Source organism: Thermotoga sp. RQ2, from assembly GCF_000019625.1.
Classification (GTDB): domain Bacteria; phylum Thermotogota; class Thermotogae; order Thermotogales; family Thermotogaceae; genus Thermotoga; species Thermotoga maritima.
This window is the reverse complement of the sequence record NC_010483.1, coordinates 720,647-737,729: the sequence shown is the minus strand read 5'-3', so window position 1 is coordinate 737,729 and position 17,083 is coordinate 720,647. Positions and strand designations below refer to the sequence as shown.

Annotated in this window: 17 protein-coding genes; 10 read left to right on the top strand and 7 right to left on the bottom strand. The window is 46.0% G+C overall.

Translation table 11 applies throughout. The features are described 5' to 3' along the window. Nucleotides 1-11: 11 nt before the first annotated feature. The 4 genes from nuoE to TRQ2_RS03665 are packed head-to-tail and all read left to right on the top strand — an operon-like array spanning nt 12 to nt 3,518. On the top strand, nt 12-485 hold the full coding sequence (nuoE, locus tag TRQ2_RS03680) for an NADH-quinone oxidoreductase subunit NuoE (RefSeq protein WP_011943301.1): 474 nt from the start codon (nt 12-14) through the stop codon (nt 483-485). After that, the gene (gene nuoF, locus TRQ2_RS03675; protein ID WP_012310703.1) at nt 482-2,119 is read left to right on the top strand and encodes an NADH-quinone oxidoreductase subunit NuoF; all 1,638 of its coding nucleotides are present in this window, start codon (nt 482-484) and stop codon (nt 2,117-2,119) included. Before nuoE ends, nuoF begins: the two co-directional genes overlap by 4 nt. A gap of 59 nt (nt 2,120-2,178) precedes the next feature. Next, the gene (locus TRQ2_RS03670; RefSeq protein ID WP_012310702.1) at nt 2,179-3,036 is read left to right on the top strand and encodes an AEC family transporter; all 858 of its coding nucleotides are present in this window, start codon (nt 2,179-2,181) and stop codon (nt 3,034-3,036) included. A gap of 5 nt (nt 3,037-3,041) precedes the next feature. Next, nucleotides 3,042-3,518 carry a metallophosphoesterase gene (locus tag TRQ2_RS03665; RefSeq protein WP_011943298.1) on the top strand — a complete coding sequence of 159 codons (477 nt, stop codon included), beginning with the start codon at nt 3,042-3,044 and terminating at the stop codon, nt 3,516-3,518. Here the strand turns inward: TRQ2_RS03665 and murC are convergent. The 7 genes from murC to TRQ2_RS03630 are packed head-to-tail and all read right to left on the bottom strand — an operon-like array spanning nt 3,470 to nt 11,890. Then, nucleotides 3,470-4,843 (bottom strand): UDP-N-acetylmuramate--L-alanine ligase, encoded by a 1,374-nt coding sequence (gene murC, locus TRQ2_RS03660; RefSeq protein WP_012310701.1) that lies wholly within the window; start codon nt 4,841-4,843, stop codon nt 3,470-3,472. The two genes, TRQ2_RS03665 and murC, sit on opposite strands and share 49 nt — an antisense overlap. Then, nucleotides 4,840-5,859 (bottom strand): undecaprenyldiphospho-muramoylpentapeptide beta-N-acetylglucosaminyltransferase, encoded by a 1,020-nt coding sequence (gene murG / locus TRQ2_RS03655; RefSeq protein WP_012310700.1) that lies wholly within the window; start codon nt 5,857-5,859, stop codon nt 4,840-4,842. The genes murC and murG overlap by 4 nt, the downstream gene beginning before the upstream one ends. Then, complete coding sequence (locus tag TRQ2_RS03650) at nt 5,856-6,950, bottom strand: FtsW/RodA/SpoVE family cell cycle protein (protein ID WP_012310699.1); 1,095 nt, start codon at nt 6,948-6,950, stop codon at nt 5,856-5,858. The genes murG and TRQ2_RS03650 overlap by 4 nt, the downstream gene beginning before the upstream one ends. Beyond that, nucleotides 6,947-8,239, bottom strand: coding sequence for a UDP-N-acetylmuramoyl-L-alanine--D-glutamate ligase (gene murD, locus TRQ2_RS03645; protein WP_012310698.1), 1,293 nt, complete (start codon nt 8,237-8,239; stop codon nt 6,947-6,949). Before murD ends, TRQ2_RS03650 begins: the two co-directional genes overlap by 4 nt. Continuing rightward, nucleotides 8,236-9,144 carry a phospho-N-acetylmuramoyl-pentapeptide-transferase gene (gene mraY, locus TRQ2_RS03640; protein ID WP_012310697.1) on the bottom strand — a complete coding sequence of 303 codons (909 nt, stop codon included), beginning with the start codon at nt 9,142-9,144 and terminating at the stop codon, nt 8,236-8,238. Before mraY ends, murD begins: the two co-directional genes overlap by 4 nt. Next, nucleotides 9,141-10,421, bottom strand: a complete 1,281-nt coding sequence (gene murF, locus TRQ2_RS03635; RefSeq protein WP_012310696.1) for a UDP-N-acetylmuramoyl-tripeptide--D-alanyl-D-alanine ligase — start codon at nt 10,419-10,421, stop codon at nt 9,141-9,143. The genes mraY and murF overlap by 4 nt, the downstream gene beginning before the upstream one ends. Beyond that, nucleotides 10,418-11,890, bottom strand: coding sequence for a UDP-N-acetylmuramoyl-L-alanyl-D-glutamate--2,6-diaminopimelate ligase (locus TRQ2_RS03630; protein ID WP_012310695.1), 1,473 nt, complete (start codon nt 11,888-11,890; stop codon nt 10,418-10,420). The genes murF and TRQ2_RS03630 overlap by 4 nt, the downstream gene beginning before the upstream one ends. Nucleotides 11,891-11,957: 67 nt before the next feature. Between TRQ2_RS03630 and TRQ2_RS03625 the strand changes: the two genes are divergently transcribed. Genes TRQ2_RS03625 through TRQ2_RS03600 form a run of 6 tightly spaced genes read left to right on the top strand, consistent with a single transcriptional unit; the run spans nt 11,958 to nt 17,081 of the window. Further along, on the top strand, nt 11,958-12,500 hold the full coding sequence (locus TRQ2_RS03625; RefSeq protein ID WP_011943291.1) for a hypothetical protein: 543 nt from the start codon (nt 11,958-11,960) through the stop codon (nt 12,498-12,500). A gap of 39 nt (nt 12,501-12,539) precedes the next feature. Further along, nucleotides 12,540-13,652 (top strand): glucose-1-phosphate adenylyltransferase subunit GlgD, encoded by a 1,113-nt coding sequence (glgD, locus tag TRQ2_RS03620; RefSeq protein WP_012310694.1) that lies wholly within the window; start codon nt 12,540-12,542, stop codon nt 13,650-13,652. 11 nt (nt 13,653-13,663) lie between these two features. Then, nucleotides 13,664-14,935, top strand: coding sequence for a glucose-1-phosphate adenylyltransferase (locus TRQ2_RS03615; RefSeq protein ID WP_012310693.1), 1,272 nt, complete (start codon nt 13,664-13,666; stop codon nt 14,933-14,935). A gap of 3 nt (nt 14,936-14,938) precedes the next feature. Beyond that, nucleotides 14,939-15,964, top strand: a complete 1,026-nt coding sequence (locus TRQ2_RS03610) for a DUF4899 domain-containing protein (protein ID WP_012310692.1) — start codon at nt 14,939-14,941, stop codon at nt 15,962-15,964. 11 nt (nt 15,965-15,975) lie between these two features. Then, nucleotides 15,976-16,233 (top strand): hypothetical protein, encoded by a 258-nt coding sequence (locus TRQ2_RS03605; RefSeq protein WP_012310691.1) that lies wholly within the window; start codon nt 15,976-15,978, stop codon nt 16,231-16,233. Continuing rightward, nucleotides 16,230-17,081 (top strand): radical SAM protein, encoded by an 852-nt coding sequence (locus tag TRQ2_RS03600; RefSeq protein WP_012310690.1) that lies wholly within the window; start codon nt 16,230-16,232, stop codon nt 17,079-17,081. The genes TRQ2_RS03605 and TRQ2_RS03600 overlap by 4 nt, the downstream gene beginning before the upstream one ends. Nucleotides 17,082-17,083: the final 2 nt, after the last annotated feature.

Here is a 17,083-nt window from a genome sequence, read left to right as displayed (position 1 = left end):
GGGGAGTGAAGATGAGGGAGGTAATAGTAGAGATCGTCCAGAAAGCTAAAGAGACAGCAGAAGAGAGAGACGTTTTGATAAACACCCTGCACGAGATACAGAAGCGCTTTGACAACTTCATACCACCGGAGGCTGCTGAGATCGTGGCTGAAGAGCTTGGCGTGCCGCTCTCCAGAGTGTACGAGGTGTTGACGTTCTACACCATGTTCTCGACAAAACCGAAGGGAAAATACGTGATAAGGGTTTGTGAGAGTCTTCCGTGTCATGTTGAAAACGGGAGAGAAGTGGTCAAAGCCCTCAAGGAAATTCTGAAAATCGACTTTGGCCAGACCACTTCTGATGGTCTTTTCACACTCGAAATGACGAGTTGTCTGGGCCTTTGTGGTGTTGCACCGGTGATCATGGTGAACGACGAGTATTACGGTAATATGACACCTGGTCGTGTGAAGGATCTCATAGATAGACTGAGAGGTGAGTCGCTATGAAACCGATAACAGTTCTGGTCTCAGTTGATTCGAACAGTGTGTTGATGGGTGCTCGTCACTTTCTCAATTACTTCAGGGATCTTGTGAAGGAACACAATCTCGAAGATACCGTCGATGTACTGGAAACGGGTAGCATGGGAATTTATCCAGAAGGAGTGATTGTTTCCGTTCTTCCCGACGGTGTTTTCTACGTTGTGAGGAATGAATTGGATGTGAAGAGGATCTTCGAAGAGCACATTCTCAAGGGAAGGAGAGTGTTCGATCTTGAAGTTCCCGAGAGTCAAATAAAAGGAACCGTTGAGGTAGAGAAGGTGGCCGAAGAAACTCGTATCGTTCTAAAGAACGTAGGAGAGATAGATCCCACTCGTATAGAGGAATACATCGCAAGAGACGGTTATTTTGCCCTCGCCAAGGCACTCCAGATGGAACCAGGAGAGGTAATCGAAGAGATAAAGAGAAGTGGGCTGAGGGGAAGAGGTGGAGCCGGTTTTCCAACAGGTCTGAAATGGGAATTCACCTACAAAGCTTCTGCCGACCAGAAATATGTTCTGTGCAACGCCGATGAAGGAGAACCCGGTACCTTTAAAGACAGGCTCATCATGGAGGGTGATCCTCATTCTTTGATAGAGGGCATGATCATAGCGGGGTACGCGGTTGGTGCAACGAAGGGTTACATATACATAAGGGGAGAGTATCACAGTTCGATAGAAATCTTGAAAAAAGCTGTAGAACGGGCTTACGAGTACGGATTCCTCGGTGAGAACATCCTCGGAAGTGGATTCAACTTCGATCTGAAAATAAGGCTCGGGGCGGGAGCTTACGTGGCGGGAGAGGAGACGGCGTTGATAGAGTCCATAGAGGGGAAACCCGCTCGACCCAGGCTGAAACCTCCTTACCCTCCCACCTTTGGTCTCTTTGGAAAACCCACCGTTGTGAACAACGTGGAAACTTTTGTGAACGTTCCAAGGATAATAATGAACGGTGCGGAGTGGTTCAAAAAGTTCGGCACCGAGTCTTCTCCTGGGACGAAAGTGTTCTCCCTCGTGGGTAATGTGGTGAGAAAGGGAATCGTGGAAGTGCCAATGGGAGTGACGGTGAGAGATCTCATCTTCAAATTTGGTGGGGGGATTGAGGGTGGCAGGAAGTTGAAAGTGGTGCAAACGGGTGGTAGTGCAGGAACGTTCATCGGACCAGACAAACTCGACGTTCCACTCGATTTTGATTCTTACGCAAAGTACGGAGTTTCTCTCGGATCAGGAGTGATTCTCGTTGCTGACGAGACTCACTGTGTGGTGGATCTCGCACTCACCGTTATGAGGTTCTTCGAACACGAGTCGTGTGGGAAGTGTACACCGTGTCGGGAAGGTACGAGGATGATCGTCAATATTTTGGAGAGAATAAGCAGAGGCGAAGGCAAAAAAGAGGATCTCGATACGTTGAGGGAGATCGCTCGAAACGCAGGGGAAACTTCTTTCTGCGGACTGGGTCAAAGCATTCCGGTTCCTCTGCTCTCGATCGTTGACAACTTCGAGGAAGAATTCAGAGCCCACATAGGCGCTGATAAATGTCCGGTGGGTGTGTGTGAGTTCAAGAAAAAGAAGGAAAAGAAGAAAATTGGTGTTAGAAAACCATAAAGAGGGCGTCAAAGAGACGCCCTCTTTTTCTGGTAGAATTCCTCTCAGGGGTGCACTGAATGGAATTTTCGGTCATCATACTGATCGGTTATCTGACGAAGAAATTTTTCGAAAGAGATACTGGTAAGGTCCTTTCGAAACTGGTGGTGAATTTCACACTGCCTGCGGCGATCTTCTACAGTTTTTCCACTTCGCGTTTTCACTTTTCGAAGTTCGCCTTCACTGCAACGGGTATTTTGAGTAACCTTCTTCTCATCTTTCTTGCCTTTCTGTTTTTCTCGAGAATAAAGGACCCAAGAGTGAGAATCCCGATCATTCTCTCTTTCGTTGGTTTCAACACAGGTTTGTTCATGTATCCTCTGGCGGAAAGCCTCTGGGGAGAAGCATCGGTGGTTAACTTCGCCCTGTTCGACTTGGGGAATTCTTTCTTCATATTTGGTGTGGGGAAAGCAGTGGCTGAGCAGAACAAAAAGGGAATACTGAAGGTTTTCACCTTTCCACCGTTTCTGTTCCTCCTTGTCGGAATAACGATGAACAGCCTCAAAGTGGTTCCACCTGGTATTGTTCTCGATGTTGCGCGGACGATAAAGAACGCTAATGCCTTCCTCGTGTTTTTTCTTGTGGGATACTATCTCAGCTTCAGATCGGTTTACGACAAATTCCGTCTGATTTTAATGGCGGGACTCGTAAAGTATGCCGCCGGGTTGCTTGTTGCTCTGATCGCAGTGAAGATCTTCTCTCTTTCTTCTTTCGAGGAAATGAACCTGTTTCTTTCACCGCTTCTTCCTTCTGCCATCATGACACTCGTGTACTCGGTTGAAAAGGGTTACGATGCGGAACTCGCGAGCGGGCTCATCACTTTCTTCACGATCGTTTCAACGTCCATAATCATGGCGGTAAACTATACATGGGGGTGATGCGAATGTGGCTGATACTCAGTGACACTCACGATAACATGGAGGTTCTGAAAAAGGTGGAAGAACTTCTATCTGAGAAGAATATAGAAAAAGTTTTTCACTGTGGAGACTTCGTTGCGCCGTTCACACTTGGAAGATTGATCAAAGAAGGGGTAGATTTCTACGGTGTTTTTGGAAACAACGACGGAGAGGTACTGCTGTTGGACAAAAGATCCGGCGGAAGAATCAAAAAACCACCCATTTCCCTGGAGGTCGATGGTTTAAGAATAGCGATGATGCACGAACCCATTCTTCTGGATGCGATCGTTCGCTCCCAGGAGTTCGATCTGATTCTCTACGGGCATACTCATAGAGTAGATGTGAGAAAAGAAGGAAAAACTCTCGTGGTGAATCCTGGAGAAGCGTGTGGTTATCTTTCCGGTAAGAGCACCGTCTATTTGTTCGATCCCAGGACGCGCGAAGGAGAACTTTTGGAGCTCTGATAACGTTCCACGAACCTTCTGGAAGAGTAGATGATATCTCCGGCACCAACGAAAAGAAAGACAGTGTTCTCACTCACGGGGATTACCTTTTCCAGTTCCGGAAGCTTCTCAACGAAATATGCCTCTTTACCGAGCGACTTGAGAGAGTCCCAGATCATCTTCCCTGAGACGCCGTTTTTCTTTTCTTCGAACGCGTCGTAGACTTCCGTGACCACAACTTCATCCGCCAGCTGAAGCGCCTTTGCGAAGTTTCCATCTTCTCTTTCCAGTCTGGAATATCGGTGCGGCTGGAATATCACCACGATTTTTTCGTTTTCGAAGACTTCTTTTGCTGTCTGAAGAAGGTTTCTTATCTCGTCTGGTGTGTGAGCATAATCGTCTATCACATAGATGTTCGTTTCCGGATCGTGAAACGCGATGGAGAAGCGCCTGTGAACTCCCCGGAATTCTTCCAGTGCTTCAAGCACTGGCGCCAGATCGTACCCGAGCGAGTCGAAGAGTGCTATCACTGCCAGTGCGTTCAAAACGTTGTGAAAACCGGGAACCTTGAGTTTGAGTTCGAGATATCTCTTTCCATTTTTCTCCACCACTGCTTTTTGTTCGGCGCGAGAAGCGCTTCTCATTTCAAGGGTGTACGTGCCTTTCTTCACGCCAAAAGTTACATCACCCAGATGGGATGTGAGTTCGTCCTCTGCGAAGGTGACTACCAGATCGGTGTTCCTGCTGATCTTTTCGAAGGCCGATCTGTATCTGGACAGAGAGTTGCCGTAGTTTTCCAGATGATCTCCTCTGGCGTTTGTGATTATGAGATAGTTTGGGGAGAACTCTGAGAAAAACTCTTCGCTCTCGTCGAGTTCGTAAACTACGGGCCCGTTTCCTTTCTCGTAGTTTCCGTGTTCGAGGGAATCCATTATGCCTCCAAGGAACACCGTTGGAGACTTTTTCAAATGTTTCAAAACGTGCGCAACCATAGCGGTTGTTGTGGTTTTTCCATCGGTTCCGGTTACAGCGAACTCTTCCTTTTTCTCCCGTTTCAGAATGTCTCGGAAATAATGCAGTCTGTTTTCGATCGGGACCCTTTCCATCCTGGCGCGTACTATCTCCGGGTTGTCGTCACGAACAGCGGGGGTTTTTATAACCAGATCGGGATCGTACCAGTTGTCTGCGGAGTGTGGCACAAAAATCGGAATTCCTAATTTTCTTAGATAAGCGGTTCTTTCTGTTTCCTCTATATTTGAACCGTAAACATCGTTTCCATTCAAGAATTCGTGTAAAGCCACGGCACTCATTCCAATTCCACCAATTCCTACGAAATGAATTTTCACATTATCTCCCCCAGTATTTCCTCAGATATTTTGGAAGCAGGGTTTTCTTTCATCTTCTCTATTTTACCTTTTTTCACTACTTTATCAATAGACTCGATTATTTTCCGAGGAGACGCCTCGTTTTCTCTGATAACGATACCATACCCCAGCCTTTCCGCTTCCAGAGCGTTTTCAAGCTGGTGTGATTCGGCGGAACTTTCCCACGGTATCAGTATTCCGGGAACACCGTAGTACATCATCTCTGCGATTGTACTCGCCCCTGCCCTTGAAATGGACGCGATCGCTTTCTTCCAGTAGGCTCCCATGGGGTCTATGTAAGTGAGTGCTGTTACATTTGGAAAAGCGGAAAGCCTTTTTGTCCAATCGTCTGATCCCGTGGAATGTACGAATTGAGTTTCCTGAAGTTCTGGATACACCTTTTCCATCAACTCGTTTATCGCTTCGCTTCCCAGACTTCCACCTAGGACAAGCACGAAATCCTTCAGAGGTGCTTCTTTTTCCGTTTCTCTCACCGGACATCCAGTGACGACGATTTTATCCTGCCATTCTCTCAGATAATTTCGGGTTCTTTCGAAAGAGACGAAAACTTTCTTCGCGTACTGTGAGAGAACTTTCACTGCGAGTCCTGGAACGACGTTTTGTTCGTGAACAAAGATGGGTATCCCAAGATCCTTAGCGGCTAGCCCCACAACTCCAGATATGTATCCACCCGTGAGAACCACTAAATCCGGTTTGAAGCGCTTCAAATGTTTCTTTACTTCGATCGTAGCAATTCCTATCTTCAAGGTTCTCCACAGGTTTTTTGGATGATGGAGTGGCCTGAGCAAACCTCTGACATCGATTGAAACTGTTTCGAACTCTGGATGATCTTTTCTCACAACTCTCTCATCGATTTTGCCTTTTACAGCGAAGAACAGGACCTTCACGTCAACTCTTTTCGCGAGCGTCTCGAGGATAGCCAGAAGTGGATAGAGATGTCCACCAGTTCCACCGCCAGCTGCAGCGATCTTTATCACTCTCTTTCACTCTCCAGAATCATATTTCCGACTATTCCAAAGCCTATCATGATAGAAAGAAGTGAACTCCCTCCATAGCTTACTAGAGGAAGAGTTACTCCCGTGACTGGAAGAATTCCGGATATGACACCGACGTTCGTCATCACCTGAAGCATTATCAAAATAGCGAAACCGGAGATGAACGTTCTGACTGATGGAACCGTGTGCATTTTCGTAGCGACCTTCACAAGGCTGTGAACCAATCCGTAAAATGAGAACAGGACAACTCCCAGACCTATGAAGCCAAGCTCTTCTCCCACTATAGCTAACACGAAGTCGCTTGTCACCACAGGCACGAAGAGCTTTTCCTCGCCGAGAACCAGTCCTTTACCAAGCGTACCACCGTTTCTTATAGCGTTCACTGCTTCAACAACCTGTTCTGAAACGTTCCCTCTCAGATACGATATGAGTCTTTCCATCTGGTAATTTTTCAGGAAATGTTCCAGAACACCGGTTTTATACATGGAAATAAAAAGAAAAATTATCACCAGAAAGAAACTCAGCACGTAAATCCCGCGAGTTTCAGCAGCGTAGAGTGTGAGGATAACCATGAAAACAAGAAGCACAAAAGTACTGAAATCGGGTTCTATCAGAACAAGGAAGAGTGGAGGAGAAACAAGAAGAATCGGCTTCAAAAATCCCCTGAAGAATTTTTTCATGAACAGGGAGTTTTTTTCAACGTACCACGCGAGAAACAGAAGAATGTAGATTTTGACCAGTTCGGATGGCTGGAATGAAAAGCTACCAAGATCTATCCACCTGTGTGCACCTCTCTCACCCGAGGGGAGAAACAGCACGACCGTCAGAAGAACAAGGGAGAGGACGTATCCCCCCACGATGATTTGTTTTGAGAAAAGCAATCTGTGGTCCGTGTAGAGGAAGACAACGAAAAAAGCGATGGCCACCGCGAGCTTCATCAAATGGTTCAGCACCACATGTGTGCTGTCGCTGACTGGCTTCACGTAATCCTGAACTATTTCAAAACTGCTGAGAGATATGAAGCCCACGCACAAAAGTACGATGACAAAGAACACGAGAGATTTTTCGTTCAAACTTTATCCCCTCCGTGTCGTTCGAAGAGCTCTCTGAAGTGTTCACCTCTTTTTGCGTAGTTTTCGTACATGTCAAAGCTCGCTCCTCCCGGGCTGAGAAGAATCACATCACCTTTTTCAGAGACTTCCATTGCTTTCTCAAAGGCTTCTTCCATGTTTTCGACGATGCTGTGAGGAATTTTCCCCACAAACGGAGCAAGTTCCTTAGATATCTCTCCGAACATGATGAGATGTTTCAGCTTTGGACTGGCTTTTTCCACGAAGAGAGAATAGTTTTCTTTTTTGCCGATTCCACACATTATGAGAACCACCTTGTCGAAGTTGGAGAGTGCACCCAGTACCGCGTGTGTCGACGTAGCTTTCGAGTCGTTGTAAAAATGTCTTCCATCTATTTGACCCAGGTATTCCATTCTGTGCGGGAGCGGTTTGAAATCTCTGAGAAGTTCCAGAAAACTTTCCAGTTCGTTGAACATTTCCATGTAAAGAATGGAAACTGCCAGTATGTTTTCCCTCGTCTGATACGGATAGTTCCCAGGAAGTGTGTATTTCTTCCCGTGGACGATCAGTTCTCTTTCTGTGGCAAAGTTTTCACCTGTCCAGAAAGGGATTTTTCTGGATCTCACACCCTCCAGATTCCTCAAACGTTCGATGTGCTTGTTGTAGACGAACAGATCTCCTTCTGTCTGGAGAAAAGCCGGTTTCAACTTTGAATCAACGTATTCTTCGAAAGAGGAGTGCCAATCCAGATGATCTTCGGATATGTTCAGAACGAGGAAGTTTGAAAGATACGGTCTTTCGCTCCAGAAAAGCTGGAAACTGCTCATTTCCAGTACGTAATAGTCGTACTCTCCTTCCAGGGCTTCCACAGCCGGTGTACCAAAGTTTCCACCAAGGAAAGTCTTGAATCCTCTTCTGGAAAGCACATGATGCATGAGGGCGGTAGCGGTGCTTTTTCCGTCAGTCCCCGTGATGCCCACGACCTTTTTTGGATCTACATTGTCCAGGAAAAGCTGAAGTTCTGTGGATAGTTTCGCACCTCTGGAGGAGAGGAGTTTGATTATGCTCGTGTCTGGTTTTATTCCGGGACTCACGTAAACAACATCACAATCCAGGAGTTTTTCGGTGTGGCCTCCTTCTTCGTATTCCACGGAGTGTTCTTCCAGAAATTTTTTCGTTTCACCGTCCAGAGTTTTTGCTTCGCTCACGAAAAATTTCGCTTCTTGATGCTTCAAAAGATATTTCAGAAGGGACCTGTTGCTCTTTCCAAAACCCAGAAAGCCTATTCTCACGCTATCACCCCGAAGATCTCAAGAACGACAAGAGAAGACACCAGATTGAAAACGGTGAACACTGCCACGATTTTTTCCTCGCTCCATCCGATCAATTCGAAGTGATGGTGCAGAGGAGACATTCTGAATATCCTGCGTTTGAAGATCTTGAAAGATCCCACCTGAAGAATAACGCTCAATGTTTCGATGACGGGGATCAAAAAGAAAAGCACCAGATAGAACTCCGTTTTCGTTAGAACGGAAACAGTTCCCAAAACCCCACCGAGTGTGATAGAACCTGTGTCTCCCATGAAGATCTTTGCGGGTTTCGAATTGAACACTAGAAAGGCAAGAACACCGGCTCCAAGGATCAGCAGAATGTCCTCTGAGACTCCCCTTTCTTTGAGGAAAAACCAGTAAGGGATGCTTCCGCTCACGTATATCCAACCGGCCAGCCCATCCAGTCCGTCCGTCAGGTTCATGGCGTTCGAGCTTCCCACGATGACCAGGAGCGCGAAGAGGTAATACCACTTTCCCATCTCAATCGTGAAGCCAAAGAAATCGACGTTCGTTTCAGGACGTATCAGAAGCAACATAATGAGGGCTGATAGAGTCTGAAGCAGAGCCTTCTGATAAGTTTTCAACCCCGTGGAGTCTTTTCTTACCACACTGAGAAAGTCATCCAGAAAACCGATGAGGAAGAAGAGAAACATGCCGAGCAACACCATCGTAGTTGTCTTCGAAATCATTCCAAACAGAAAACCGGTCAGAACGAACAGAATACCTCCCATGGTGGGGGTACCCTCTTTGTAGCCGTGAAGGTCTGGGCCTTCTTTCCTTATGTACTGCCCGATTCTTCTTCGTCTGAAGAGTTTTATGAGGATCGGATAAAGAAAAAGGTTCAGAAGAAAATTTGCTGCTATCATTTTCTCTCCAGCTCCTTTTCAAACATTTCCAGAACTTTTTCTATTCTCACCGCTCTTGAAGCTTTGAAGAGAACCACATCCCCTTCTGTTACCCTGGAAGCAAGATCTTTCGCTATCTTTTCGGGATCGTCTGACTTCAGAATGATCTTCTTGGACTTGATCCATTCCGCTTCGGGTTCTGACAAGAAAATGTACACCCCATCCAGAACGTTCAATCTCTCTCCGAGCTCTTCGTGAAATTCCTTCGACCTCTCCCCAAGCTCTTTCATTGCTCCAACAACGGCGAATCTCCTTCCAGGAAAGCGAAGAAGCGCCTCTATAGAAGTTTGAAACGCTTCAGGGCTTGCGTTGTACGTATCGTCCACGATCAGCACACCTTTTTTTTCTCTCACATTGAAACGGCCGGGAACTGTTTTCAGGCTGGCAAGATCGAAGATATCCACAGTTTCGCCCAAAGCTCTCATGACACACAGAGAAGCGGCGATGTTCAAGAGTTGCCCTCCGTTCCAGTATCCGGAGAGTTTCACTGTAAAAAGAGAATCAAAAGCTTCGAACTCTGCGATCGTGGAACCCTCATAGTACCACCAATCCTTTAGAACCGAGTCACCGCCTTCTTTGCCGAAGAACAACGTTTTTCTGTAACAAGGTACTTCCCTTCTCAAATCGGGATCGTCAAAGAGTGTTACGGCTGTCGCATTTTCTTTCGAGTGCTTGATGATCTCCATCTTGGTTTCCATGATTCTTTCTCGTGTTCCAAAAAACTCGAGGTGAGCGCTTCCAACGTTGAGGAGAACGGCGACATCCGGAGGAGCGATTTTACACAGGTGAGCGATATCACCGGGCCTGCTCGCGGCCATTTCGAGAACCAGGATTTCCTCTCCTTTGTAATCGTTGAGGATGGAGAGTGGCAACCCGTACTCCGTGTTCATGTTTCCCGGTGTTTTGAAAACACTTCTCTTGTTTTTGAGAAGGTTGTACAATATCTCTTTCGTGGTGGTTTTTCCCGATGAACCTGTTACACCAACGACTGTACCGGAAAAATTCCCGAGCTTTTCTCGGGCCAGCTTAGCAAGCGTGTCAACGGAGCTTTCTACGAGAAAGATTCTATCAGAATCCACCGTTTTTCTCTCGGCAATGATCGCGTAAGCACCGTTCCTGAGGGCTTCATCTATAAAATCGTGACCATCGAATTTTTTCCCCTTCACAGCGACGAACACATCACCTTCTCTCACTTCTTTCGAGTTCAGAACAAAGCGCCTTGTGAGGAGATCTTTCATTGGGCGTATTTCCTCCCCTTCAGCTTTTCTCTCAAGATCTCTTCCACGACCTCTCTGTCCTTGAACGGCACCTTCTTTTCTTCGTCAATTATTTGGTATCTTTCATGGCCTCTCCCCGCTATGACAACAGAATCTCCTCTGTTGGCGATGGTAAGAGCTGTTTCAATGGCTTCTCTTCTGTCGAAGAGCACCAGATAAGGTTTACGTTTATCTATACCCTTTATCAGGTCTTCCATTATCTGTTCCGGGTCTTCCCCTCGTGGATCGTCGGTTGTGAGAATAACAACGTTAGCGAGTTTTGATGCGACTTCGGACATCATGGGACGTTTCCCTCTGTCGCTGTTTCCCCCGGCCCCGAAGACAACTATCACTCTTCCCTGAGAGATCTTCCTGACATTTTTCAGTAATTTTTCCAGTGCATCTGGAGAATGGGCAAAATCGACGACAACGTTGAGGCCAATCTTCTTTGCTCCCCGTACTACTTCGAACCTTCCCTCGACTCCTGTGAACGTCTCAAGGGAACTCGCCAATTCTTTTGGATCGTATCCGAGCTGGTGGAGAGCTGCGATAGCGGCCGCGGCGTTGTAAGCGTTGAAATCTCCTATTGCTTTCGTGAAAACTTTCAACAAACCATCGGGAGTTTCCAGAACGAACTGTGTCCCTTCCCAGTTCACTTCTATGTTTCCCAACCTGTAATCGGCGTTTTTCGATGTTCCAAAGGTGATTTTTCGCGACTTCCGATTGAAAGCGTCTGCCAGTGATTCGTTCAGAACAGCAACCCCATCATCTTTCAGCAGATCAAAGAGATGAAGCTTTGCTTTCAGATAGTTTTCGAATGTGCCGTGAAAATCGAGGTGATCGCGTGATATGTTGGTGAATATTCCTACATCGAATCTGACTCCTTCGACCCTTTTCTGGACCAGTGCGTGAGAGGAGACTTCGAGGGCGAAGAACTTTCCTCCACCTTCCTTGTTCTCTTTCATGGCGGAAAGGATGGTGATCGCATCCGGTGTGGTGATGTCGTCGTAGTAGGAGCTTCCAAGAATTCTCTTCACAGCGGTGGTGAGAACGCTTCCTCTTTCCCCAAGGGAGGTGAGCATGTGGTAGATCATCATGGTTGTTGTGGTTTTGCCGTTTGTTCCTGTGACTCCAAAGGTTAAAACGTCTTTCCAGGGGTCTTCGAAGAAGAGGCTGGCTACCTTTGCCTCAAAATAGCGAGAATCGAAAACCTGAATGTGGGGAAAATCCAGATCTATCTCTTTTTCGACGACAACAGCCACTGCTCCTTTTTCCATCACTTCGGGTATTATCTCGTGGGAATCGAACTTTTCCCCTCTTCTGCAGATGAAGAGATCTCCTTTTTTTACCTTAGAAGAGTGGTTGGACACACCTGTTATTTCGAGATCGTAGGGTGCACGAACTTCTAAAATGAGATCCTTTAAATTCGACACGATAGTTGATATATTCATAGTAGAACCACCTCTGAAGGAATTTTAACACTTTATTTAAAGCTTTTCCAGACAGGGGGTAGGAAAAATGATTCTAACTTATCATCTTGAAAAATGGAGAGACAGAGAAATTGTGAAGTTAGAACTGATGGAAGATGAATTCAAGGGAGGATCGACCATAGTTCCCGAAAGATCGCTGGGAGAGCATTACAAGATTTTTGTGGCCGTTCTTGAAGAATATGAGGGGATTCTCAAGGAAGCAAAATCAAGTCAGATTTTTGGTCTCTTCGAGAGACTCGAGGCGCATTTTCCAGAACATCCGAAAGTGCTTTTCTCGTTATCGTGTGCCATGTTAGAACTCTTTTCCAGACGTTATGGAGTAAAGCTCAAGGAAATGTTCGATCTGCCGGACTTCGAGCCAGAAAAGCTTGATTTTCCTTCTGGTGATTTTCTGATCTTCCCCGAAATGATCGGTCACGTTCTCAGGGTGATGGGATTCATGTCTGCCATGAGAAGTTTTGGAGAGAGAGTTTATCTTGTCGTGAGGGAATATCCGGATTCTAACACCAATTTCATTGTAGATTTACTGAAAAAACTTTCGGACGGTTTTATAGAAGAAGAGTGGAGGTGATAGAATTCTTTAGTGAACGAAGGAAGAGAGGTGTGAAGAATGAGGGTGCTTGGATTGATTCTTGCTGGGGGAAAAAGTGATCGTTTGTGGCCTCTGACGAAGGTGAGAGCCAGTGCGGCGGTTCCTGTGTTTGGAAAGTACAGGGCTATAGACTTCACTTTGAGCAACATGGTGAATTCCGGCATCAGGAAAGTGGGTATCCTTACTCAGTACAATCCAAGGAGTTTGATGGACCATCTGGGTTCTGGAAAGGAATGGGACCTCGATCGGAAAAGCGGAGGATTGTTCATTCTCCAGCCCTACGTTGGGCCGAACAGAGAAGTTTGGTACAGGGGAACGGCGGATGCCATCTTCCAGAATATGACCATTCTAAGAAGGGGCGAGGAAGATCACGTTTTGATAGGTTCGGGAGATCACATCTACAAGATGATCTACAGGGATCTTTTCAACTACCATCTAAAAAAGGGAGCGGACATAACTCTCGTAGTTAAAGAACTCGATGAGACGTACAACTTGAGTGAATATGGAATAGTTCAGCTCGACGATGATATGAGAGTGGTGGAGATAGAAGAAAAACCTGCGCATCCAAAAGGGAACATCGCGTTTCTTGGGGTTTACTTCATGAACAAAGAACTGCTCAAGGAACTTCTTTATGCAACAGTTCCCCAGGGGAAGTACGATCTCCTTCTCGACATAGTGATTCCCAACCTTGATAGATTGAAGGTCTACGCTTACAGGTTCGATGGTTACTGGAGAAACGTGAAGAAGGGAATAAAAGAGTATTACAGGATAAACATGGATATATTGAAAAAAGAAGTACGCGATGAGCTCTTCTACAGAAACGGGAAGGTTTATACGAAGCTGAAGGATCTCCCCCCTCCAAAATTCACGACCACGGCTGTTGTTGAGAATTCTTTGATCGCAGATGGGAGCATAGTTTCCGGTACGGTGAGAAATTCTGTCATTTTCAGAAACGTGCGAATAAAAGTTGGGGCAGTAGTGGAGAATTCCATCATCATGGAAAGCACTGTCGTGGAAGAAGGCGCAGTTCTGAGAAACGTGATCCTGGACAAGAACTGTATCGTGAGAGAAGGTCGTGTCATCGAAGGAGACACAGAGTTACCTGTTTTCGAAAAAAGAGCAGTTTTGTGAGGTGAAATCTTATGGGAAATACCGTTGCGATGATACTGGCGGGTGGTCAGGGGACGCGGCTCGGAGTTCTCACGGAGAGAATAGCGAAACCTGCGGTTCCTTTTGGAGGGAAATACCGTCTCATAGATTTTACTCTGAGCAATTGTGTGAATTCTGGAATCTATAGGGTAGGAGTTTTGACCCAGTACAGACCCCATGTTCTCTCGAAACACATAGGTATTGGAAGACCCTGGGATCTGGACAGAAAGGACGGAGGGGTTGAAATTCTTCCACCTTACGTTGGAAGGCATGAGTCTGACTGGTACAAAGGGACTGCCAATGCCGTCTATCAGAATCTTGAATTTCTCGAAGAAAACGATGCGGAACTCGTCCTCATCCTCTCGGGAGATCACGTGTATGCCATGAATTACAACGATCTCATAGATTATCATCTGCTCAAAGAGGCGGATGGAACGATAGCCTGCATGGAAGTGCCCATCGAAGAAGCGAGCAGGTTCGGTATCATGATAACGGATGTGGATGGGAGGATCGTCGATTTTGAAGAAAAACCGGCAAAACCCCGATCGAACCTGGCATCTCTGGGAATCTATGTCTTCAACTATGAATTCCTGAAGAAAGTTCTCATCGAAGACGAGAACGATCCAAACAGTTCCCACGATTTTGGAAAAGACGTGATTCCAAGAATTTTGAGAGAAAATCTCGGTTCTCTCTACGCGTTCAGATTCGACGGGTACTGGAGAGATGTTGGTACGCTCAGATCTTACTGGGAAGCCAATCTGGAGCTTGTTCTTCCAGTGCCGCCTTTCAATCTCTACGATCCAAACTGGAGATTTTTCACCCATACCGAAGAGATGCCGCCTGCTTACGTGGCTCCTGGTTCGAAGGTCTCCACCTCTCTTGTGAGTGAAGGAGCAGAGGTTTACGGCAACGTTTTCAACTCTGTTATTTTCCAGGGTGTGAAGATCGGTAGAGGAACGGTGGTGAAAAATTCAGTCATAATGACCAGAACTGAGATAGGAGAGAACTGCTATCTAGAGAACGTGATAATAGCGGAAAATGTAAAAGTAGGAAACAACGTCAGGATGGGAGTAGGTGAAGACGCTGAAAGCAAACTGGATCCAAAGGTGTACTCGGGTCTTCTGACAGTGGTTGGGATGAACTCTGTGATTCCCGACGACATGGTGATAGGAAAGAACTGTGTTATAGGTATTGGTGTAAGACCTGAAGACTTCAAATCGAAAACTTTAGAATCGGGAGATTATGTGATAGTCAGGGAGGAGTAGTGAGTGGATCTCTATTTTGTGAAGTTCAGAGTCACATCGAAACTCACATCCGAAATCGTTCAGGGGTATTTCCTCGGCAAACTCAACCAGATCCCCGAGTACGATTTTTTCGTGATACCGGGTCGGTACGTCCGGAAATATTCTGTAGATTTGAATCTTGGATTTGAAGAGTTCCTTGAGGATTTTAAAGCAAAAAAGGAATCGGCTTTGAAAGAAGTACTGGAAGCTTCTGCCATAACGGATGAATTCTTCAATTTCTGGCTGATTCAAAGCAGAAAACAGAACCTCCGGTTGGTGGGGAGCGAGTTTTTCAGGCTCGTTGAAAGTGGTGATCACGAGGCGCTCAGGGTCTTCATAGCCGACCTTTTCAGGGAGTGGTCTGAAAAACTAGAGGTTGAAGTGGTAGGAGTACCTCTGGACTATGAAGACGTTTCCATTGAAGTGGTGAAAGAACACTTCGAAGAACTCTCGACTGATGAAGTTTTCAAATTGTTTCAGAGAGAAGACTTGAGAAATCTGCCGGAAGTGTTTCCGGTTCTTGATCCTTTGAACGGCGTGACCATAAAAGAGATAGATGTGGAAGAGAGGATAGATTTCGTGATCCTGAACTATGGAAGCCAAGAGTTTTCGGAGAAGTTCAAGAGGTTTCTGAAGGAAAAGTTCGGAACAGAAAACGTAGCGAGTCTCCCCGGAAAAATCCTTTCAAAAGAAATCGTAAAGACCCGGGAAGGAAATCTTTATCTTTTGAAAGTAGAGTTTGAAGAGGGAATAATTGGAAAAGCCATAGTATCCCCGAATTTGAAGATAAAACGCGGTGAAAGCAGGGTGAAGATTTCCGATGAAGAATGGATGGAAAAAATAGGAGAGATGCTCAAGGAGGGGGAAGAATCGAAGCAAGAAAAGTTGAAACTGAGAAACTCTCCTCAGCCCGTTCAGAAAACGACGAGTTCGGATTTTCTCCTCGCTCTCGTGCTGGCGCTTCTTGTCATGGGAATTCTTCTGATACTTTCTTATCTTCTTTTCAGTTAGGTTCTCTTGTCATGGAAGTTCTTTTTGCTCTTCTCATCGTCACAGTGATCTTTTTCACGGTTTGCAGTGTTTCCATTCATGCGAGAAGGATATTTTTACTTTACAGGGAAAGAGAAATAGCTGAAAGAACCGCAGATGGTGTGCTCATGCGATTGGAAGCAAAACAGTCGATTCCTGAATTTTTGAACGGCTTCGAGATCAGTGTGGAAGGGAGCAGGGTTCATCTGAGAAACCAAGAAAGAGAATACGAGTTTGAGGTGGAGAAATGATACTCAGAGCATCTTACGGAACAATTCAGAAAGTGAATGGAAGATTGTCTTTAGAGATGGACACAGCTTATCTCATGCTTGGAGAAAGGTGCGTTTACAACTGCCTTTATTGTGCGCAGTCACGCTCTTCCACAAGCCCATCTCATTTTCTCTCCAGGGTCACCTGGAAAGAGGTTTCGGAAGATCTACTCGACGAATTGAACGATCGTTTCAAGAGGGTTTGTATCCAGGTTGTTTCTTATCCTGGCTACGGAAAGGATCTCAGGTTGATCATTCCGAGGTTTCGAATACCGGTTTCAGTGAGTGTCAGAGCTATCAGTGTGGAGGAAGTTACAGAGTATTTCGAACTTGGGGCGGACAGAGTGAGTATCGCTGTGGATGTCCCCAACAAAGATCTTTTTGAAAAAATCAGAGGAGGAAAGTACGAGAGACACCTCCATATTTTGGAAAAATCAGCGGAAATGTTCCCTGGAAAGATCACAACGCACGTGATAGTTGGACTGGGTGAAAGCGATAAAGACATCGTTGATTTTATAGTGTGGGCAAGAGAAAGAAATATCGTGGTTTCTCTGTTTGCTTTCACACCCATCAGGGGAACGGCCTTTGAAAACAGGGAAAGACCTTCCCTGGAGCGTTACAGGAAAATTCAGTTGGTAACTTACCTTCTCGAGAAAAACCTGATAAAACCGGAGAATATAATTTTCGACTCAAATGGTAAAATTATTGACGTTGAATGGAACGGCGAGTTCCCGGAAGAGGCTTTGAAAACTCGCGGATGCCCTCACTGCACGCGCCCCTACTACAACGAAAGTCCAAGAGGCCCTATTTACAACATTCACTGGAGGTGAAA